This is a genomic window from Agarivorans sp. 2_MG-2023 (genome assembly GCF_030548085.1).
Taxonomy (GTDB): Bacteria; Pseudomonadota; Gammaproteobacteria; order Enterobacterales; family Celerinatantimonadaceae; genus Agarivorans.
In genome coordinates, this window is sequence record NZ_JAUORQ010000002.1 from 487461 (window position 1) to 508570 (window position 21110).

Genomic DNA, 21110 nt, shown 5'->3' on the forward strand with positions numbered 1-21110 from the left:
CTAACTCGCCATTAATGCTTCGATCTCGGCGATCGTTTTTGGCACATCGGCAGTTAATACTTCACAGCCATTGGCGGTAATAACCACATCATCTTCGATGCGAATCCCCACGCCTTTATAAGCGGCTGGAACATCGGCATCAGCCGGAATATATAAACCAGGCTCAATGGTGATGGCCATACCCTCTGCTAATGGGCGAGTGCGTTTTACATCGTAGTAGTCACCTACATCATGCACATCTAAGCCAATCCAATGGCCAAGTCCGTGCATGTAGTATTCTTTGTAAGCTTCTTCTTCAATTAAAGTGGCAACATCGCCCTGCATAATGCCTAGCTCAACCAAACCACTTACCATAATGTTCAGCACAACTTGGTTGGCCTCAAAAATAGAAACGCCGGGTTTGAGCATTTCAATCGCCGCCACTTGGGCAGCCAACACTACGTTATACAACTTGGCTTGTTCGGGGCTAAACTTGCCGTTTACTGGAAAGGTGCGAGTAATGTCACCAGCATACATTTGGTATTCTGCGCCAGCGTCAATTAAGACTAAATCGCCATTTTGCATCGCGCTTTGGTTTTCGGTGTAATGCAAAATACAGGCATTGTCTCCTGCGCCAACAATGGTGCCATAAGCGGGAGAACGGGCTCCCGCCATTAAAAACTCATGATGAATTTCTGCTTCAAGTTGGTATTCGAACATACCCACTTTGCTGCCGCGCATGGCACGTACATGGCCAGCCGCAGATATCTCTCCGGCTTTGCGCATTAAGGCCACTTCATCGGCAGATTTAATTAGGCGCATCTCGTCAACAATCGGTCGCCAATCTTCAATTTGGCTAGGCGCTTTAAAGCCTTGGCGCAAACCGTTGCGTAAGCTCTCAATGGCTGAGAATATAAGTTGGTCGTAAGCTGGGTAACGGCCTTGCGCTAAATACACTTTATCTAAACTATCTAGTTCTAGATGCAGTAGCTCGGCAAGGTCTTCAACCGCTAAAGCTTTGTCTATGCCTAAGCTCTCAACGGCCTGTTCTTGACCTACACGGCGGCCTTGCCAAATTTCGGCTAGCTTATCTTTGCTGCGATTAAACAATACAGTGCGGGTTTCGCCGGCTTGTTTAATCAGCAATAGCAATGCCTTGGGTTCGTTAAAACCTGAGAAGTAATAAAAGTCGCTATCTTGGCGAAACGGGAACTCGGTATCACGACTACGGGTTTGTTCTTCTGCTGCGCAGAAAATCGCAACACTGTTGTCTGACATAGCAGTAAATAACTGCTGACGACGCGATAAAAACACAGCAACTCCTTAGCGTGTGATATTAGTGCAATGTAGGTTGTTGTTCGTCACTATCACTGGCAGTGAGGTGAGCAAAAATGGTAATTGCACCAATCCGCACATACTCCACTACTTGGAATAGTGCTTGTTCATTCTCTTCTTCATCGTCATCTAAATCTGACGATAATTGGCTAATTTCGGTAAAGTCTTTAACCAGCTCTTGCACGTCTTCGGCAAGCTTTTTCAAATCGCTTTGCACTACACCAAAGCCTACTAAAAAGCTTTGTACCCATTGCGCTAGGGCTTCGGTGCGTTCTTCTACAACCACTTCGTCATCAGGCAACATCAATTGAAAGCCCAATAAGCTATCGCTCATGCCGCTATGGGTGGCTTCCATCAGTACTTTAAGCTGATTTTTAATCTCTACGGGTAAGCCTTGGCCGTCGTTGATTAACAGGTTTAGTTGCCCCATCCAATCGCCGTCACTTGGCAAACCAGCGGCCAACAAGCCACTTAATAAACCGTGTACTTCTGCTGGGCTTACTAGGATTTTAGAACCGATCAACAGTTCACCCAGATCTTCGTAATCTGGATATGCAATTTTAGTCACGTTGAATACCTACCTACTTTAATTGGGCTAATCCTAACACTGCTTAAGTTTAGCAGCCATGTTAAACACACAATTAGCTGGAGCATTAGGGCTATTTTTGCTGGGCGTCTTTCAATTGTTTGCGGCGCAATCTCACCCGCTCAATGTATTGGTCGCGGAACAGCTTAATCAGAGTACTTTCTTGCTGGCGAATAAAGCGCGCTGAGATATGGGTATTCTTAGTAAACTGCAAACAAAGTTGAGGGTAAGGGTCACGTTTGTTTTCAATTTTGCGACAAATACGCGCTTCAAACTGGTGTTCGTAACCTTCGGTGCTGTAAAGCAAGCTTAAGTCTTCAAACTCTTCTTGAACGTCTTTAGGTAAGTAATCAACAATTTTGCTGAGATCTTGATGAAAGATAAGCCGACCAATCAAAATCTTACTAGAAATAGGCAAAGGCTCGGCTGAAGAGCGCCATTGAATACGGCATCCGCCTTCGGAGACATCTAATACAGGAAAAACGTGATCGCCCAAATACATCATCGGCATGAACTGCGCTGCAAAGGCATCTTTCACGTCCGACTTTTGGCGGCCTTGAGGGGCAACATTGGCAATTTTAGTGTTGACCATTTTTATGAGGAGCTGAATCAAGCGCACTGGATAAACAATGCGATAAAATCTGCGACGTTCATCGGCAAAACTGCCTGCTTGCGTCATTAAATATTCTTTCCTGTTACGTAAAAACTTCGCTACAACCTGAGTTAGCTTAACAAACCTAGTGATTATTGGCCGCTATGGTGGACAATAAACTTATGATATTCAAGCATGACAAGCAGGTTTTATGAGCCAGATAGCGCAGATTTGCTTAGCTTTACAACAAACTGCTCGTTAATGCCGCAGCTTGCACAATACCGCCCCAACAATGGTTGCAAGTTAAGGCGCTGCGCTATATATTCAGTTCGTAATAGAGTTTAGCTAAGGCGAACCATGGCGCAGGGCGTAGACATAATACTGTTAGGCAAAAACTACCGAGTAGCTTGCCCGGAAGGTGAAGAAGATAAACTTCGCCAAGCCGCAGATGAATTATCTCAACGCTTAGAAACGCTGAAACAAAAAAGCAGTGTAAACAGCACCGAGCATTTAGCCATTATGGTGGGTTTACATCTCTCTTATGAGCTGCATGGTGAACAAGCTAAAAACCAGAATTATGCTGATAATATGAATCAGCGAATAGTAGATCTTCAACACACCATAGAACGCGCGTTGCTTGACCAAAGCCAACCTGCTGGGAATGTTGAATAGAGCCCTCGCACAGGTCTCGATGTTTTACTACAGTGTATAAAGAGTTTAGTTTCCTGGGGTGTTCGCCAGTTGGTGATGTCCCTGAGCCGATAATTGTATCTTTAGGGTAATTTTTCTTTGCTATTGAGCATGCTCAGCCCGACTGAGAAGCCTACGGTAGAGACTTGTTTCCCGCCTTGAACCTCATGGTTCAAGGGCTAAAATCAACAGCGGCACTCTGGGTACTTCTTTACTTTTAGAAAAAAGCATTTTCCCCTTTCCATATGAACCTCAAGATTCAAGAGCTAATACCAACAGCGGCACTCTGGGTGCATCTTTACTTTTAGACAAAAGCGTTTCCCCCTCTCCATAAGAACTTCAACGCTCAAGGGCTAAAATCAACAACTAGCGCCATAGACCTTTCTTCACGCTACTCAAAGGCTGCCCTGTTGTTCATAAATTTGCTAGCTGGCGCAGCATGTTAGCCGCTGGGGTCCCTCGTTTCTAGATACAAAAATGCCGTAACTGAGGTGTATTAAACACCTCACGTTACGGCATGTTGAACGAGATTATTTACACTTTGAAACGTTTGATATTCACCACTAAATCATTGTTATGCTGTTCTAGCGATATCACTTGCCCGTTAACACTTTTTGCGTTGTTGGCAATTGAGCTGGCTAGGCCATTTAACACCGTTACGTTTTCTGCAATGGTTTGGGTAACGCTATTTTGTTGCTTAGCGGCTACCGCTACATGGGTGTTCATTTGATTAATATTTTCAATGTGTTCGGCTATATCCCCTAAGGCTTGAGATAAAGACTCAGCCGCGTCGTCTACTTCTTTGCTCGATTGCAAACTGGCTCCCATAGAGCTAGCCGCATTTGAGGCATTGTCTTGTAAGGCTGCCACTATCGATTCAATCTCTTGGGTTGATTCTTGAGTCTTCTGAGCCAGCGCCCTGACCTCATCAGCCACTACCGCAAAACCTCTACCTTGCTCACCGGCTCTAGCGGCCTCAATCGCAGCGTTCAATGCCAGCAAGTTTGTTTGCTCGGCAATATTGCGAATCACCTCCACCACAGAGCCAATCGCAGAACTCGATTCAATCAGCGTATCGATGCGCAGCGAGGTATCACTAATGCTGCTAGATAACTTGGCAATCAGTTTGCTGTTTTCATCAACCAAGCCAACACCAGCAATGGTTCGTTCTCTGGCATTTTGCGATTTCTCAGCGGTACTTTCGGCGTTAACAAACACCTCTTCAGCTGAGGCGCTCATTTGTTGTAGCGATGTAGCCGCCTGCTCCATTTGGTCTTGCTGAGAAAGAGAGTCACGCTGCGACTCACTAGACGAAGAGCTCAAGGAGTGAGACACCGAGCTCACCTGCTCGCTCACCGAACGAATGCTCACCAGCAAGTTAGATAGGTTATCCATGAGCAGATTGAAGTTGCCGCTCAATACGCCAATTTCGTTGCTGTTGTGTACCGGAATACGGCGGGTAAGGTCACCATCGCCGGTGGCAATTTGGTGCAGAGAATTTGCCACATCGTTAATCGGAATTACCACCAGTTTTCTTACGTAGAAGAACACCGCGCCCACCACCACCGCCAGCACCAAAATAATATTCAACATTACATTGGTGATTTCGCTATTTAGTGTGGCTACCACTGTAGAGTCATCAAACTGCAGCTTTAAGCTACCAATCAGGTCTTCGCCGCGCTGTAGCTCTAACTGTCTAAACTCTTGCTTACTGCTGGCAATACTTGCTTGAGCAATCGCTTTACCACGTTGATCCACAACGGTGACCGCGTTAAGAATAGGTGACTGCACTAGGGCATCTACAATGGCTTGGGCTTGCTCAAAGTCGTACACAAATACAGCTTCAATTAGAGCGGCTTTGGCCATTTCGGTAACTGCTTGCTGCTCTACTTGGTAAGCCTTCGCCAATTTGCTTTTAGTGTTGATGTAACTCACACCACCACCTAACAAAAGGCCTAACAAGCCAAACAACAACAATATAATTATCAGAGATTTACTTAAACTTGCTTTCACGTTTAGTCTCGCTTATGTCTATCTATCTTGAATGTCTAACCACAGCTCTTTACGGTGCAAAGGCGCGTCGGCAGGCAACAAAGGATTATTTATTTTTATTATTTGGCGCTCATTTAGGCGCGCTGTTTTGAAGGTGTTAGAAATGAGGGGAGATTGATAAAATAGTTGGTCGTAACTGCCGTCTGCTATTGCGGCTTCTAAACCATTATTAATTGCGTCGTATAGTTCTCGATTTTGAGGGTCCACGTAGAGATACATCGCCATGGGGTATATCAATAAAATGTTGTCTTCTACGGCTAGGTTTACTTCACTTTGGGTTTCAACCACCTCCCAGGCTTCGTGAACCGCTAAAGGTAGGTAGTCAAAGCGGCCACCATCTACCATATGGAATAAACTCTGGGCTTTAACTGGCTTTACCACTTCAAGGCCCGCATTTTCCAAAATCTCTGTATCCCCCCAAAAACGCCCTAAACCAGCTTTTAAGCGCTTTAGGCTTTCTAGGCTCGATACTCCTTCAAAGGCCGCTTGATTGCTTTGTTCAATCACAAATACCCGGTGACCTAACAAGCCCTTAAAAATAGGAATTTTGATGGGTTTAAGTTGTTGCTGCATGGCATTTGATGCGCCCGCCCAAATAACGCTAACTTGGTTTTGTTTTACTTCTTCAACTAAGCGCGCCTCACTGTAGTAGGTATCAATCGGTTGAATGTCTTGCGAATAGTTACTCTTTTCAAAAGAAAGCTTAATCAGATCAATCACTAAACGGTCACGTTCGCCCAAAACCATGGGCGTAGTTACTTGTGCTAAAACGGTGTTTGAAAGGACTAAACCACAGATTAAAAATAGACTGGCAATAGGGTGTTTTTTCATACTTATTCTCTTACCAAAACGCTATTACATGCGGCTAAAAACCTTGGTGAAATACCACGCTGTTTTTAAGATTAATAATTTGTTTGAGCACCACATCTTCTGGCGCGTCACGTTTGTATTCTTCGCTATTTTGGTTTTCCATTACCAAAGTGAAGACTTTGTATTGATGCTGCTTGGCGGCCTCTATATAAAAATCTAAGTCACTAGATTTAGAGAATGAGTTGGTTACCGCAATCGTATTCGCACCCTGCTCCATAAATTCCGATACGCTACTTCGGCAGTATTCATCAGCATGGGGTTTTAACTCTTCATTCCATTTGTTTTGTCCGTATTGAGAGTAATAATCCCAACATGACACAACATTTTCGGTAATGGTTTTAGCAAACTCCGTTTTGCCGCTGCCAAATGGCCCGCGAACGATATATAGATACTTCATATTTGTTCCTGAAATTAAAAAGGCCGCCTGCAATACAACTTAATTTGCGAGGCGGCACAGGTCTTACACTTTACGGCGTCTTAGTACTAGCACACCCATTAAGCCCAACAGCGATAACCAACCAGCACTACCACCGCCACCAGTTACATCGCTAGGAGGCGTAGGTGGGTCAATCGGTGGATCAACTGGCTCACCTGGTTCTGGTGCGTCTGGCCCTGAATGGCTTACGCCAATATTGGTGCCGGTATACAATGCACCCGCTCTAGATGCGGCTTCTGCTGCATTACCAAGGCTTGAACAATCGTCACCATACATGCCACAGTTAAACTCACGCACGGCATCAGTCATTAAGGTGTAAGGCGTATCAGTGGTAGATACAAAACCTACGTTGTAGTTTTCGCCATCCCAAGCACGACCAGTTAGTGGTGAATCGATGTATTGGAACCAATGTGCACCAACAAAGTTTTTGTGAGCGTTTACTGATTCAAAAAAGTTCACCATTTTGTCAGCACGGTCTTGTTGAGAGTTTGCATTAACTACACCCTCTGCAAACGAGCCACTATCAAGTGCGCCGAAATGGAATTCACCAATAATCACTGGCTTATCAATAGCCTCGATTTGAGACAAAGCGTCAGCATCCCAATCGGTGGCTGAAATGCTGTCTTTGTAGATGTTATAACTCATTACATCTACCACTGCAGACGCAGCACTGACTACATCAGGTGTACGACCCCAATCAGCAAAACGCGAACCTAAATACAGGTGATTTGGCAACTCAGCTTTCAAAGCTGTTTTCACCGTATTGAAGTATTGGAAAGCAAACTGCCATGACAAGTACTGAAGGTCTGCAGCCATTGCCGAGTTATACACCAACTCTTCTGCTGGGCGCATTGCGTCCCACGAGGCGTAACTAGTACCCCAAACTGCATTCAAGTCAGCAATACCATCTGGGTAGCGATCATTTGATAAGAAGTAAATGAAGCTATTTTTAGCCGGGCTGGTACCTGCGTCCGTACCGTCGGTATTAAATACCGCTAGTGTTTGCTCATAACGTGAACTTTCGACCTCAGCATTTACATTGCCCCAACTCATTTCATTATCAACAAAGATACCTAACAAGTAGCCTTCGTTGCCTGCTACCTGAGCTTTGATCTCTGCAGCCATAGTGGCAGCGTTGGTGGCAAAGTTAGCATCCCAAGGATCTGGAAGTGGCCCCCAGTAACCGTCACCGATTTGTTTAACGGGTAAACGATCTGCACCTGACGTAGACCAACCATTCGCCACATATGGCACGCTGCCATTGTCGTAAAATGCAGGGTCAGTCCAGTTACCTAGGGTGTTGAAACCCCAATCTTTCATACGTTTAACAGTAATATCACGCCATACATCTTCACCGGCGTGGCGAGTTACCAAATTGTTTCCGTAGTAGCTTACTGCCTGACCAGTGGTCACCGGTCCGCTATGAACTGGGCCGTAGTTTTCGTTTACGTAATCACTCGGGATTTCGGTAAACATAGATTGACGAAGCTCAGAAGGCGTTTCATTTGATACGCCAGTTAGCGTGTAAGTGTCTGCTAAGCGAATATTATCAACACCCGTTGAGAAAAACGCATTGCCGTCTGGATCAACCAGCTGCCAGTTACCGCTATCGTCTTTACAGGCGTTAAAGGAAGCAGGCGTAGCTAATACACAATCAACACTTGGTGATACGTTAGTATTACCACCGTATTGGTTGCGATTAGTTAACTCACCTAGCGCCGCAAGTTCTGGAGCGCTTAATTTGGCCAGTTCTTCTTTATTGGCCACTTTACCTGTGTATGTCACCAGGTTGTTTTGACCCATTGGGTCTGACATTTCAGCATAGGCAGACGCATGGTTTAAATCTTTAATAACACGCATGTTATCAAAGACCAGTGTTTGGCTCGTTTCACCTGATGCTAATTCACCAATGAAGTAACGAATAGCGGTGATTTGAGATTTATCTAGCGCAACAAAATCTCCCCAACCATTTTGTGCACTCATTGGGTCTGCAGGAATATCACGCAGGCCAAGCGCTGTCACTCGCTCCTCTTGAGTTAATAACGAAGGGTTATCATTCAAGCTTGTGAAAATCGTTTTCGATTCGCCGGCTTTAACGCGAGTACCACGAGTTGCTGTTTCACCTTGGCTATTCACATCTTCGATGCGTGAATATAACCAAATATCGGCATCGCTGATATTGCTTACATCAACGGCTACCGCTGTGTGCTCACCTAGTTCAGCCCAATTCCAAGTACCTGCAAACACTAAACCGTTCCAACCGGCAGTGAACTCTGCCGCCATCGCAGCAGCGCCTTTTGTCACAATTTCAGTGGTAGTTGAAACGTTTACCCCACCGTCCGGCGTTAAGTAATCTGGAATGGTTTCGAAGTCGGCAATCTGTTCTAGAGTAGCAACTGGCGCGGTATGCGTATTCACTGCACCATCACTTGGTGGCGGAGTGACTGTTTCGCCATCAACCATGATGTTGTCAAAGTACAACACTTGAGGATCACTTTCAGAGAGCATGAACTGCACACCGATAACTTTATCTTTACTAAAGTTTTCGCCATGAGTTTGGAACTCGTTCCCGCCATTTAAGTTAAAGCTAAAGGTCTGCGTGGTATTAGCTGAAACCGTAAAGTAGTCCAATGAGGTTTGAGACTCGTCTACCCAATCAGGAAGAATATCACTATCAATTAGTTTAATAGCGAAGGTAACGTCAGTGTCGTTAGGGTTAACAACATCTACTGACATAATATCTTCAGCCCCCCAGTTCCAACTTCCCCAGTTCCAAACAACCATAGGTTTAAAAGCTGCATCGAAAGACGCTTTTATCGATTGCGCTCCGTCGGTAGCTTGTTCGGTTGAAAGTTCAGAAGTTGCATCTCCAGACACTTCTAAAAATTCAGCATTATTTTCTGAGCTGCTGTAGTCAGCTTCTTCAAACGAAGTCACCAAACTTGCAGCACTTAGCGGTAAGGCTAAGCTTGCAGCTATTGCTGCGGTTAACAATTTAATCTTCATATTTCCTGCCCAATCCTTGTACCTAGCAGAGGGCACTCCCCCACCTGTTAGGGGAGTGCTAAATCGTATTTGCGATTATTTCTTGTAACGAAGTTTATAAACGTCTTGGTTGAAAATTTTAGCGGCATCAACCAATGGAACGTATGGGGTATCGGTCACTGATACAAAACCAACGTTGTAGTTTTCACCATCCCAAGCTCGACCCGTAGTTGGAGAGTCGATGTATTGGAACCAGTGAGCACCTACAAAGTAAGGATTGTCAGCAATACTCTTCATGTAGTTGGTATATTTAGCAGCGCGATCTTTCTGACTCGCTGCCGATACGATACCGCCATGGAATAAGCCCGAATCAGTAGAACCGAAGTGGAACTCACCAATAATGCTTGGCTTGTCTAGCTCGGCCAACTTGCTCCAATCACCTTTAGAGGTAAGGTCTTCGGCGTACAAGTTGTAGCTCATCACATCTACGTATGGTGCTGCGCCTTTAGCGATTTCAGGAGTTACTCCCCAATCGGCAAAACGTGCGCCTAGGTAAAGGTGATTAGGCAGTACTTTCTTAAGCTCAGCGCGAACTGTTGAGAAGTATTTAGCAGAAAGCATTTCCAGCATTTCGGCATAATCTTTCTTCATGTTTTTGCTTAAGCGCGAGCGGTGGTCGAATGATTTCTCAAAATCAGCCCACGACGCCACTTTCACGCCCCAGCTTGAATTAAGATCTTCTACTGCCCAGTACTTGGTTTTTAGATGCTCTGTAAAGGCAGCTTTAGCAGGGCTTTTCTTAATGTCATAACTTAAGGCATTTACCACTAAGCCATAATGGTTAGCATCGTTTTTGGTATTACCCCAGCTGATTTCGTTGTCGACAAATACGCCCATCATCCACGGGTCATTTTTATCTACTTCGGTCATTAGCTTTTTGGTCATCGCTTTCACGCTAACCACAAACTCTGGGTCAAATGGGTCGTGAATTGGGCCCCAGTAATCGTTACCGGTGCTAATACGAGCGTGGTCACCAAAGATCCAACCGTTTGCTGAGTACGCAACTTTTTTGTTGTCGTAGAACATTGGGTCAGCCCAGTTACCTAGCGTGGTGAAGCCCCAATCAAGCATGCGGTCAATGGTAATTTCTTCCCACACTTTTTCGGCTTCGGCAAAGCTGCCACCATATTTACGCTGTAAGTTAGCGCCGTAGAAGCTAAACACTTCACCTTTTTTCAACGCACCAGAGTGCACCCAATTGGCGTAGTCATAGTTATCTGCAAGGGTGTCACCGTCTTCTGGTAACCAAGTAAACATTGAACGTCTCACTTCAGACGCTACCTCTTTACCACTGCGCTTGTCTTTATCTGCAAAGTCGTGACCGGTAATGGTTACCGTATCGTCCATGCGAATATTGTCTAAACCAGTAGCAAAGAACAGGTTACCTTGAGGGTCAACCAACGACCATTTACCGTCTACTTTTTCAGTACGGAAGAAACCCGTTGCTTTTAGTTTTGGACCATCGGCCCAACCACCATAAATGCTACGGCCTTCCATTTGGCTGCTTGATTTAAGTGACATCAACGACAACTTACCCATAACAGCAAGTTCTTCATCTTCTGTTACTTTCTTCGGCCAATCTGCACCCGTAAATTGACCGTATTGGTCAATCAAACCTTCATAGCGAGTTGTGTCTGCATCAATGTTAGGAATTAAACGGACACTTTTAATAGTAAATTCAGCGTCTTTAGTCGGGTTTTGTAAATACAGCTGGAACGACACAATATTAGATAAGTTCAGGTTCTTCTCACCCCAACCGTAACTAATAGCCTGTGCGTTATAAGACTTTTTAGGTGGCTCTGCTCGCATCCCAGATACGATTTGATCACCAGTTTGTCCCAACGGTAAATAGAAGGTCCCGTCATCGCCAGAGGCTAAAGTGACATAGCTAGACATACTGTCGACTACACCGTTTGCGGTACCGCCCCAGTTTTCGTTTTCGGCGTCATCAACACGCACAAACAACTGTAAAGGTTCATCTGTTTGGCTTTCTAAATCAAACGCCAAACTAAAGTCACCATGCTCACTCCAATCCCAAGGTTGAGGTGCTTTAAAAGTAATATTTGGGTAGGCATTTGACGCAGATAACTTAACCGCTAACTCGCCGCCCATGTCAGTTTTAAGCTCTGTTACGGTGGCGGCAGCGCTACGGTCGAAGGCTACAAATGTAGGCTGGCCTTCATCAAAACTCGTAATTGAGGCAACCGTTGGAATAGGCCCCGTCACCATTACAGCTTGCCCAGAGGCTTCAATAAAGTCCCCTGTAGCATCCACTAAATCAAAGTTATCAATAATTACACTTTGTGCATCCATAGGGCCCTGCACAAAAATTTGGAACTCAACAATGTTGCGTAAGTTAAGCTTCTCACCGCCCCAGTAGCCATCTAACTTACGCTTGGTGCCGTTAAATAACATTTCTACCGGAACCGTTTCACCAGCAGGTACATTAACCGCATAGTTTAATTGGTTATCACCCGATCCCATCACGCCCACGTTGTCAGCCAATTTTAGAATAATGTTGACTGGGCTATCTGTTGGGTTGGTTAAGTCTAAGGTTAAGCTACCTTTGGCATTCCAGTTCCAAAAGCCTGCATCAGGATGCACCTTAACATTTGGCCAATACTTAAATTTGTTGGCCTCAGAAACTGAATCAAAGTCGACTTTAAGTGCGCTTCCACCATTGGTAACACCTTGATCGGTGACCACTTGAGTTTTAGCATGATCTTTCTTTATTTTTTTGAAAAAAGAGGCTGATTCAAAATCAGGCACTGTACCGCCGACATCTTCAACGCCACCTTCGGCGTCGACAGAACTTGGGGTTGAACCACATCCGTACACACCCAGCATAGCGAGCGATAACAGAGCAGCAATTTTATTTTTTGTAAATTTCATAAGTTCTACCATTACGAGTGAGAGGCTCGTAGGCCTAAGCCTGCGAGCTCTAGTGCTAAGTGGGTATTACTGTGGTTGGCTTACCACCAAGTTTCGAATTGAGCACCCACTGTGGTCGCTGAGTTTTTACCTTTCTCAGTAACGTATGGGTTATGACGCCATTCCCAACTAGGGTTATCTACACCTTCACCGTGGCGGTTGTTATAAACCGTGGTGTCAGTATCAGATTGACCGTAGGTCACAAAGAAGCGCAATACAGGACGGTCCCAGAAGGTGCCACCAATATGTACATTTTGCGATAAGGTCACTTTGTACGATGAGTTAGTACCACTCTCACCATAGCCTTCACGGGCATCAAGCTTGATTTGGTCGTAGCTTAATTCTAGGTCCGTTGAAAAACGGTCATCCCAGATGTAAGTAGGACGAACAGTAATGTTGCCCCAATCAGACTTTGTGATAGAAACAAGATTACGTTTTAAAGCTTCGTCATCAAACTTCTGACCTTCGTATACCACGGCATACTGTACGCGGAACGAATCACCTAGCTCCTGCATACCTTGGAAGAAAGCACCAATCTGCGTAGATGGAGTGTCTAACCAGTCTTGGGTCATCGACTTACCAATGTCACTGCTGTAACGCACAACAAACTCGTTGTAGTCAGCCCATTGGCCTTGCTTGATGCTAAAGCCTGTTTGGTAGCTATTTGGCTGCATATCTTTGGCAGTCATGCTGCCGCCTTCGCTCAATGTCGTATCAGAGCCAGCGTAGAAGCCGTAGTTAAAGAATAGCGAGGCCGCAATATTGTCGGTCACTTTCATGTCATGCAAACGGGTATTTACTGAGTGGTAACCACCACGGTAGCCCGAGCGACCGCTGGTATCACATTCGTAAGTTGGATCCGTGGTTGAACAGAAGTCTGAACCATAAGTATCACCATTTTCTTGCTTAGTGATACCAAAGTTAAACTTGGCAAAACCGAAATCCCAATCGTCGATACCTGCGCCCACGCCATCGTTTTGTAGCATGTGATAATCAAGAATTTCTGCTTTATAACGTTGGTAGTAACGCTTACCTACCCAAATAACCGCACCAGGGCTTGATTTAAATACGCCTTGGCCAGCTACCCACCATTCGTCCAGATTGAATTTTTCCATATCTGTCGCAATGTTGGTTTTGATTACCCAGTTCATGTCGTTTAACACAAGACCATAATCAACGTGGAATTCAGCAAAGTTACCTTCGTTACCCAAACGACCCGTTTGAGCGTGTGGGTTACCTGCTGTTTCAATAATATTGAAACCGTTGTTGGCAAGATCTGAACGCAGACCTAAAACTTTATCTGTAGAAGTACCTGTACCGCCGCGGCCGTAACCCCAAAAGCGCGCGCCTTCTACAACTTGCGCACCTAAATAGTCTAAAGCAGACTCTTCTTGTGCGTGGGCCATACTGCAAGATATAGCCAAAGCAGATAGTGCAAAAATACGTGTTTTCATACGTTTACCTAACATCCTTATCTAAAATATAATTTTGATTACTTAAGCTGCTACTGTTTCTTGTTGATCTGTTGTAGTCAGCTTCTTGGTGGAACTTAGCGTGAACATTGCTAGCACTGTTGCCGCAGCAGCGAACACACCAAAATAGATATAACTGTGTGGGAATCCATGTTGGTCATACATCACGCCCATTACTGGCGCAGCAATCGCGGTCATTAAGTTGTTAACAACCTGGAAACCAAACATGTAAGTGAATGAATTTACTTTCTTATCAAACTGCTCAGCCGTGTAAGCAAACACCGACACAATGAGTAAGGGATTAACAATGCCGAACAGCAACTTGGCAACAATCGCCAAGTACAAGTTCTTCTCGCCAAGGCCAGCAAAACCAATCATTAACAAGAATGAGGTAATACCCACAGCAGTAAGAATTAAGCTACCTTTCGCGCCAATTTTACGAATGATGAAAGGCACACCCGCACTAACAAAGAACAGGAATACAGCGGTTAAGCCGTCCATATTTGAGCTAAAAGAAATGCCTTCTTCTTGGGTAGGGAAAAAGCTAATAAAGTAACGTGTGAACTGGCTCATCGATGTCCAGAACACCACCGAGATAGTGCCCGCGTAGGTCATGAAGGCCCACATTTTAGGGTTCTTCAACAGGCGAATAACGTCTTCTTTTTGAATTTTGTCTTGCGATATTACGTCGTTATCAACGTCTTCTAAGTGACTAACTTTTAGTGTCCAAGCACAAATCAGCATCAACAGAGCAGCAATACTACAAGCGTAGAAAATAAAGTCAGGGTTGATGTTATACAGGTAACCCGCCAATACTGCAGATACACCCCAAGCAGCAATACCAAAACCGTTCACCAAACCGAAATCGTTTTCATGACAGCGTGCAAAACGGTCACTGTAAGACGCAATAACTCCGCTTCCTGCTTGGAACAACATGCCTAAGTAAAGCGAGCCGGCGACAATACCTAATACAAAAGTTGAATCGTTACCCAATAACGGGCCGTAAACGTAGATATAAAACGGGCCAATCAATAAGCTGAGGAAAGAGATAAAATAGATGAGGTGTTTTTTAAGGCCCAACTTATCAAGAATGTAACCAAAGGCCGGTTTAAATAATACCGCTATGCCCGTTTGCAAACCAAACAACACGCCAATTTGAGAACCGTCAATGCCTACCTTGTCATTCAACCAAACGGCGAATAAAGAGCCAGAGCTTAATGACCAGAAGAAATTGTAAAAAAAGTACATAAGGCAAACTTTGCCCATGGCGACTCGGTTAGAATCGGTTTTCATGTTTACTCCATTAACTTTGCGATAGCTACTCAATGCTAAAACCACACTGGTAAACCAATATCTAAATAACTGGAGTAATCGTACATAATGATCAACCAATTTAAAGTGACACCGCTAACATTTCGGTATAAATCAGTACTTTGGTTGGCAGAAAGTCATACCAAAACAACAATTGGTTAATAGGTTAATAGTAGGTAAAATGCTTGAGCCCTTTGGCGGCGGGGCTCACAGGCCAATAAACTTGTCATACAAAACCTTTGCGTTTTTCAGTATGGCTATTATCAAAGGTTAAAAGTAAGTTCTTAAAATGTGCTTTTGGTCACTTTTCTTTCATATTGATCCTAGAGAAACAGCAAGTTAATGTACCATTAAGACAAATTGGTTTACCTTTCATACCAATATAGATTAAACATTTTAGATTAATGACGCATAGAGGTAGATATGTCAGGGATAAACAGCAAGCTAAGCTTGGCCAGTAAGCGTGCAATTGAACGCGGTTACGACAATAAAGGGCCAGAGTGGCTGATTGAGTTTGACGAACAAACACTAAAGGGAGACTTTGCTTTTGAAGAAGGCGTTATTCGCCGTGACCCCACTGCAGTAATAGAAGTAGAGGGGATTTATCATTGCTGGTACACCAAAGGTGAAGGCGAAACACTTGGTTTTACCGGCAACCCACAAGACAAAGTATTTCCTTGGGATTTAACTGAAGTGTGGCACGCTAGTTCTAAAGATGGCATCACCTGGAAAGAGCATGGTTGTGCTATTGCTCCCGGCGAAGCCGGTGCTTACGACGACCGCGCAGTGTTTACGCCTGAAGTATTAGCTCATCAAGGTAAGTACTATTTGGTCTATCAAACAGTACAAGCGCCCTATACCAACCGCCAGTTCGAAGAAATTGCCATTGCTTGGGCAGACAGCCCATTTGGCCCGTGGAACAAATCCCCAGCCCCCATTGTTAGCCCTGCTAAAGATGGCAAATGGCGTACCGAAGAAGACAATCGCTTTTTAGTGGAATCTAAAGGTAGCTTCGATAGCCATAAAGTTCACGATCCCTGCTTAATGTTTTTTAAAGGTGAGTTTTACCTTTACTACAAAGGCGAGACCATGGGAGAAGAAATGAACATGGGCGGGCGCGAAATTAAACACGGTGTCGCCATCGCTAAAGATATTCTTGGCCCTTATGTGAAATCAGACTACAACCCAATTTCTAATAGCGGTCATGAAGTGGCGGTATGGCATAAAGATGGTGGCATCGCCTCTTTGATTACTACCGATGGACCAGAAAAGAACACCGTACAATGGGCAGCAGACGGCATTAACTTTGAGATAATGTCGCAAATAAAAGGCGCTCCCGAGGCCTTAGGTATTTTCCGCCCTAACCAAGCCAGTGATATTGATTCACCCGGCTTGGAGTGGGGATTGTGTCACCAATATGATGCCTCTTGGAACTGGAACTTTATCTGCCGTTACCGAGTGAAAAAACAAGTGCTCGACGCCTCAACCTACCAAAACTCTAACTAACAAAAAACGGCCCACTTAATTGTGGGCCGTTTGTTTACATCTCAACATATCATTCTCTCAGTGAATCGCCCCGGCCAGTAATAAAATGTGTCCATCAAACCACTTAGCCCGCAGCGCCTAAACCACTAACATACGAAAGTTCGTTTTCTGAATAACATGCTTCTAACTGGGCAACAAATGCTCCACGCACTTCTGCTTGCTCGGCAAACAAAAATGCCAAGGCTTGGCGTGCCATCGCCTCCACCGGATAAAACAGCGTACTGTAGCTGAGCTTGCCTCCAGGGGCATTGTTTGAAGCGCCGATAAACTCAATCTGCCGATTTAATTGCTCAGTTTGCTGTTGCACTTGTTGCCATATTGGCCAACTTAAACGGGGTGATAAACACACCAGCGCCGAGCACTTATCAGAACCAATAACGCTCGATATACGATCGCTAGGGTCATGAGGCAAACAGTTCACCGTGAGCGTTGCCTGGCTAAAAGGGCTGTCAATGTTGACTAATTGTGGGCTTATTTCCTGATACTGCTGTGCATCACAACATACCGTAATATGCCTATGCCCACGCTCAACCAAAGATGTGATTGCCAGCCATAAACTGGCGATCAAATCTAAGTGCAAACACTGACTAGCAAACTGACTGACATAACGCTTAGCCACCAATAAACGGGGATGCAAGCGCATAAACTCAGCTAGCCGTTGTTCGTCCATATGCTGACTTTCGAAATATAAAGCCTGAACACCTAAAGCAAGATAGTTTTCTAACAGGTGAATTTCCTGAGCTTCTGAGTGCGCGCCAGAGGCTAGGTGCAATGGTTGCGATAAACTTGATGCTCTAGCAGAAAGATCTTTCAGTAAACTGGCACTGAGTGGATCTTGGATTGATTGCACAATCATCCCAGGTCCAGTTTGTGGATTAACGGTGAGGTTTTGCGCATGGTAATTAGGCACAAAATTTAGTGCTTTAATTGCTGCCATTACCTTGGCCACTTTAGCCTCACTCACCGGCGTATTTTTATTAATAATGCGAGATACCGTTGCTACCGAGACACCCGCTTTGTTTGCAACATCTACAATTGTGGTCATCTGCTTCCCTACTTCGCGCTTAGTTATTTATTTTTATAATCAAACAGATAAAACAAAAGACGAGGCCAGCTCGTCTTTTGTTAATCAAGGTTTTAGTGTTACTTAATAAGCTCCGGATAACGCTGCGAATACAGCGTTCGGTTTACTTCGGTTGCGCCTGCAACTAAGTTCTCGTAAGGAGAATCAGCTACCGTAACAAAGCCGTTATTGTAGTTTTCGCCATCCCAAGCTCGGCCAGTAGTTGGCGAGTCTAAGTATTGGAACCAATGAGCTCCCACAAAGTAAGGGTTGGCAATAACGCTATCCATGTAATGGGCGTATTTCTCTGCGCGACCTTGTTGCGTATCGGCGGCAACAAGACCGGGGTGGAACATACCGCTATCGGTTGCCCCAAAGTGGAATTCGCCAATAATGCTCGGCTTGTCTAACTCGGCTAAATGGCTCCAGTCGCCCTTCGACATATCATTGCCGTATAGGTTGTAGCTCATTACATCTACATATTGAGCTGCACTGTTGGCCGCTTCTGGAGTAATTCCCCACTCAGTAAAACGCGCCCCCAAATACAAGTGCTCAGGCATTACCTGCTTCATTTGCTGCTGTACAATGGCAAAGTAACGGTCGGAGTGGTCGGCCAAGAACATACTGTAATCGGCTTTAATCGCGTCGTTCATTTCGCCTTGATGTACATAGCCCTTAGCCAGCTCATCCCAAGAGGTAACTGCACTGCCCCACGCTTGGTTTAGTGCTGCGATATCTTTGGCATATTTAGCTTCTAATAAGTTAACAAACGCTGCTTTGGCATAGCTGTCTTTGGCATTACTCCGTAAAGCAGCAATCGCTAAGGCGTAGTGATTAGCCGCGAACTCGGTATTTCCCCAGCTCATTTCGTTATCAACAAAGGTGCCTATACACCAAGGGTCTTGTTTAACTTCAGCGGCCACTTGTTCAGCCATGGCTTTTACCGAGCTAACAAACTCTGGGTCGTAAGGGTCGTGCATCGGTCCCCAGTAATCATTACCGGTATTAATGCGTTGGTGATCGCCTACAATCCAGCCGTTGGCAACATATGCCACTTTCTGGTTGCCATAAAAACTTGGATCGGCCCAGTTACCTAATGAAGTAAAACCCCAATCAAGCATTCGCGCTAAGGTGACATCTCGCCATACGCCAATCGCATCATCACGAGAATCCGGGGCGTATTTACGCTGTAGGTTAGCGCTGTAGAAACTAAATACTTCGCCATGCTCTAGCGGACCGGTGTGGATCATGGTGGAATATTGGTAATTTTGCGCTAAGGCATCACTGTACTTCGGCAACCAATTAAACATGCTGTTACGCAAATCAGAGGCAACCGAACGGGCGTCTTGATTATCGGTGTAACTGGCTTGCGAAATTTGGCTGGGTCGCAAACTTAAGTCTTCAGACAACACCAAATCGGTAAAATTAACCCCGGTGGTAGTGTAGGTATCATCCATACGAATATTGTCTAAGCCGGTGGCAAAATATAAGTAACCACTTGGGTCAACCAGTGACCATTTACCGTCTACTTTCTCAGTTCTAAAATATCCAGTTGCGTCTAATTTAGGACCACTTTTCCAACCGCCGTAAGGCGTTCTGTCGGCCATAGGTTTAGCTGAGTCGATAAGCGCAACATCGGCTTTAGCATGCTTTTGTAATTCCTCTGCTGAATGAATTTTCTCGGCCCAGTCTTCATTAGTAAACTGGCCAAACTCATCCAACAAACCTTGGTAGCGACTGGTATCGGCGCTAAGATTTGGCACTAAACGAATGTTATCGATGACCAAGCTAAGGTCGCTTTGTAGATCTTGCATGTACAGCTGAAAGCTCACAATATTAGCTAAATCTAGCTTGGCTTCACCCCAGCCAAAATTAATCGCTTGAGCTTGGTAAGACTTTTTAGGTGGCTCGCCACGCATGCCTGAGTCGAGGGTTTTGGCTAGCTCTTCAAGCGTAAAGTAGTAAGTACCCGCTTCGCCTGCAGGCAATTGCACGTAACCTGTTCGGCTATGGATTACGCCATTAGCGCTACCGCCTTGTTTTTCATTTACGTCATCATCAACGCGAATAAACAACTGCGCACCTGCATCGCTCAGGTTCTCCACGTCAAAGGCTAAAGTAAAGTCACCATGCTCAGACCAATTCCACGGTTTATCAGCACTAAAGGTCACGCTTGGATAAGAGGCATCGGCAGCATAATCAATTTTTAGACCTTTCCCCTCACCACGGCTTATTGAAGTAAGCTTGGTGCCATGGGTATTACTGGCAATGCCTTTCGAACCATCATTAAAATCAGCTAAAGTGGCAATGGTTGGAATAGGCGCTGCAATCACTTCTGCTTCACGCGCCTCTGATTTAACAAAATCACCGGTGCGCTCAATAAAATTAATATCGTGAATAATCACTTCTTGCGCGGCGATAGGACCTACCGAATAAAACTGAATTTCGGCAATACTTTTTAGGTTAAGTTTACTGCCGCCTCGGTAACCCTCAATATTCATTTGAGTACCGTTAAACAGAAAATCAACGGTAGTGGTTTTGCCCGCAGGTAAAACAATTGGCAGATCAACTTGGTTATCGGCCGAGCCCATAATGCCAATGTTATCGCTCACCTTCATTTCTATGCGAACGTCTGCTGCACCGGGGTTTTCTAACGCGACTTTCAAACCACCTTTGGTATTCCAATCCCATGGGCCAGCTTTGGAATGAATTTTCACGTTTGGCCATTTTGATTGCGCCTCCGCTTCGGAGATCGCATCAAAATTCATTTTCAATCCGTCTTTGCTTTGCTCGGCTGTTTTCTCTACTACAGAAAACTGGCTATGACTGTGGGTGATCTTTTCTAAAATCGCCGCTTCAGTAAGATTGAGCGGGGTTGCCGCACTAGTCATATCACCCGATGTATTCTCGCTGGCGCTCGACTGCTTAGTGTCATCTGCCATAACCTTTGAAACTGAAACCCCAGCTAGTACAACAGACACTAGGATTGCTAAATTGTTCTTTTTAAACAGCACAATATTTCCTCCCTAAAAGGATAACCAAAACCAATATTATTGGACAACCACTAAGCAATATTGGATAACCAAAATAAAAGTTAGCATACCAATTAGAATTCTTATGTGAGCTATAACGGTATTTTGGTAACAGAGATAAAGATAAAAATTCAATTAAATCAGTAACTAAAGAGATCAGAAGTACGCTGT

The 21110-nt window shown here is 44.8% G+C and carries 14 protein-coding genes and 1 other RNA gene; 3 read left to right on the forward strand and 12 right to left on the reverse strand.

Annotation, left to right across the window (positions count from 1 at the left end):
* The 3 genes from pepP to Q4549_RS04890 all read right to left on the reverse strand — a co-directional run bounded on the left by pepP (position 1) and on the right by Q4549_RS04890 (position 2579).
* Complete coding sequence (gene pepP / locus Q4549_RS04880; RefSeq protein WP_303548831.1) at positions 1–1293, reverse strand: Xaa-Pro aminopeptidase; 1293 nt, start codon at positions 1291–1293, stop codon at positions 1–3.
* Between the two features lie 22 nt (positions 1294–1315).
* Complete coding sequence (locus Q4549_RS04885) at positions 1316–1882, reverse strand: UPF0149 family protein (protein ID WP_303509216.1); 567 nt, start codon at positions 1880–1882, stop codon at positions 1316–1318.
* A 91-nt stretch (positions 1883–1973) separates the two neighbouring features.
* Complete coding sequence (locus Q4549_RS04890; protein WP_303548827.1) at positions 1974–2579, reverse strand: hypothetical protein; 606 nt, start codon at positions 2577–2579, stop codon at positions 1974–1976.
* A 270-nt stretch (positions 2580–2849) separates the two neighbouring features.
* Here Q4549_RS04890 and zapA point away from each other — a divergent pair, with 270 nt between their 5' ends.
* Both zapA and ssrS read left to right on the forward strand, forming a co-directional pair.
* The gene (gene zapA / locus Q4549_RS04895) at positions 2850–3164 is read left to right on the forward strand and encodes a cell division protein ZapA (protein WP_303548824.1); all 315 of its coding nucleotides are present in this window, start codon (positions 2850–2852) and stop codon (positions 3162–3164) included.
* A 47-nt stretch (positions 3165–3211) separates the two neighbouring features.
* Positions 3212–3392, forward strand: a non-coding RNA gene (ssrS, locus tag Q4549_RS04900) — 6S RNA.
* 324 nt (positions 3393–3716) lie between these two features.
* On the opposite strand, the gene Q4549_RS04905 is transcribed toward ssrS, so the two are convergent.
* The 7 genes from Q4549_RS04905 to Q4549_RS04935 all read right to left on the reverse strand — a co-directional run bounded on the left by Q4549_RS04905 (position 3717) and on the right by Q4549_RS04935 (position 15281).
* Complete coding sequence (locus tag Q4549_RS04905; RefSeq protein ID WP_303548822.1) at positions 3717–5195, reverse strand: methyl-accepting chemotaxis protein; 1479 nt, start codon at positions 5193–5195, stop codon at positions 3717–3719.
* Between the two features lie 18 nt (positions 5196–5213).
* A complete protein-coding gene (locus tag Q4549_RS04910) occupies positions 5214–6065 on the reverse strand; it encodes a transporter substrate-binding domain-containing protein (RefSeq protein WP_303548819.1) in 852 nt (283 codons plus the stop codon).
* A 34-nt stretch (positions 6066–6099) separates the two neighbouring features.
* Complete coding sequence (locus Q4549_RS04915) at positions 6100–6501, reverse strand: hypothetical protein (protein WP_303509203.1); 402 nt, start codon at positions 6499–6501, stop codon at positions 6100–6102.
* Between the two features lie 63 nt (positions 6502–6564).
* Positions 6565–9546 (reverse strand): beta-agarase, encoded by a 2982-nt coding sequence (locus tag Q4549_RS04920; protein WP_303548817.1) that lies wholly within the window; start codon positions 9544–9546, stop codon positions 6565–6567.
* A gap of 75 nt (positions 9547–9621) precedes the next feature.
* Positions 9622–12477, reverse strand: coding sequence for a beta-agarase (locus Q4549_RS04925; RefSeq protein WP_303548814.1), 2856 nt, complete (start codon positions 12475–12477; stop codon positions 9622–9624).
* A gap of 80 nt (positions 12478–12557) precedes the next feature.
* Positions 12558–13970 carry a carbohydrate porin gene (locus Q4549_RS04930; RefSeq protein WP_303548811.1) on the reverse strand — a complete coding sequence of 471 codons (1413 nt, stop codon included), beginning with the start codon at positions 13968–13970 and terminating at the stop codon, positions 12558–12560.
* A gap of 42 nt (positions 13971–14012) precedes the next feature.
* Positions 14013–15281 carry an oligosaccharide MFS transporter gene (locus tag Q4549_RS04935; protein ID WP_303509192.1) on the reverse strand — a complete coding sequence of 423 codons (1269 nt, stop codon included), beginning with the start codon at positions 15279–15281 and terminating at the stop codon, positions 14013–14015.
* A gap of 441 nt (positions 15282–15722) precedes the next feature.
* On the opposite strand from Q4549_RS04935, the gene Q4549_RS04940 reads away from it, so the two are divergent.
* Positions 15723–16805 carry a glycosyl hydrolase gene (locus tag Q4549_RS04940; protein WP_303548808.1) on the forward strand — a complete coding sequence of 361 codons (1083 nt, stop codon included), beginning with the start codon at positions 15723–15725 and terminating at the stop codon, positions 16803–16805.
* Between the two features lie 103 nt (positions 16806–16908).
* Here Q4549_RS04940 and Q4549_RS04945 read toward each other — a convergent pair whose 3' ends face one another.
* Both Q4549_RS04945 and Q4549_RS04950 read right to left on the reverse strand, forming a co-directional pair.
* Complete coding sequence (locus Q4549_RS04945; protein ID WP_303548805.1) at positions 16909–17889, reverse strand: LacI family DNA-binding transcriptional regulator; 981 nt, start codon at positions 17887–17889, stop codon at positions 16909–16911.
* A gap of 98 nt (positions 17890–17987) precedes the next feature.
* Entirely contained in the window at positions 17988–20888 is a 2901-nt protein-coding gene (locus Q4549_RS04950; RefSeq protein ID WP_235836159.1) for a beta-galactosidase, read from the reverse strand.
* Between the last annotated feature and the right edge of the window lie 222 nt (positions 20889–21110).

Coding starts and splice junctions, on each gene's coding strand:
- Q4549_RS04890 (WP_303548827.1), bottom strand. CDS start 2,579: ATGACGCAAGCAGGCAGTTTTGCCGATGAACGTCGCAGATTTTATCGC.
- zapA (WP_303548824.1), top strand. CDS start 2,850: ATGGCGCAGGGCGTAGACATAATACTGTTAGGCAAAAACTACCGAGTA.
- Q4549_RS04910 (WP_303548819.1), bottom strand. CDS start 6,065: ATGAAAAAACACCCTATTGCCAGTCTATTTTTAATCTGTGGTTTAGTC.
- Q4549_RS04915 (WP_303509203.1), bottom strand. CDS start 6,501: ATGAAGTATCTATATATCGTTCGCGGGCCATTTGGCAGCGGCAAAACG.
- Q4549_RS04920 (WP_303548817.1), bottom strand. CDS start 9,546: ATGAAGATTAAATTGTTAACCGCAGCAATAGCTGCAAGCTTAGCCTTA.
- Q4549_RS04925 (WP_303548814.1), bottom strand. CDS start 12,477: ATGAAATTTACAAAAAATAAAATTGCTGCTCTGTTATCGCTCGCTATG.
- Q4549_RS04930 (WP_303548811.1), bottom strand. CDS start 13,970: ATGAAAACACGTATTTTTGCACTATCTGCTTTGGCTATATCTTGCAGT.
- Q4549_RS04935 (WP_303509192.1), bottom strand. CDS start 15,281: ATGAAAACCGATTCTAACCGAGTCGCCATGGGCAAAGTTTGCCTTATG.
- Q4549_RS04940 (WP_303548808.1), top strand. CDS start 15,723: ATGTCAGGGATAAACAGCAAGCTAAGCTTGGCCAGTAAGCGTGCAATT.
- Q4549_RS04945 (WP_303548805.1), bottom strand. CDS start 17,889: ATGACCACAATTGTAGATGTTGCAAACAAAGCGGGTGTCTCGGTAGCA.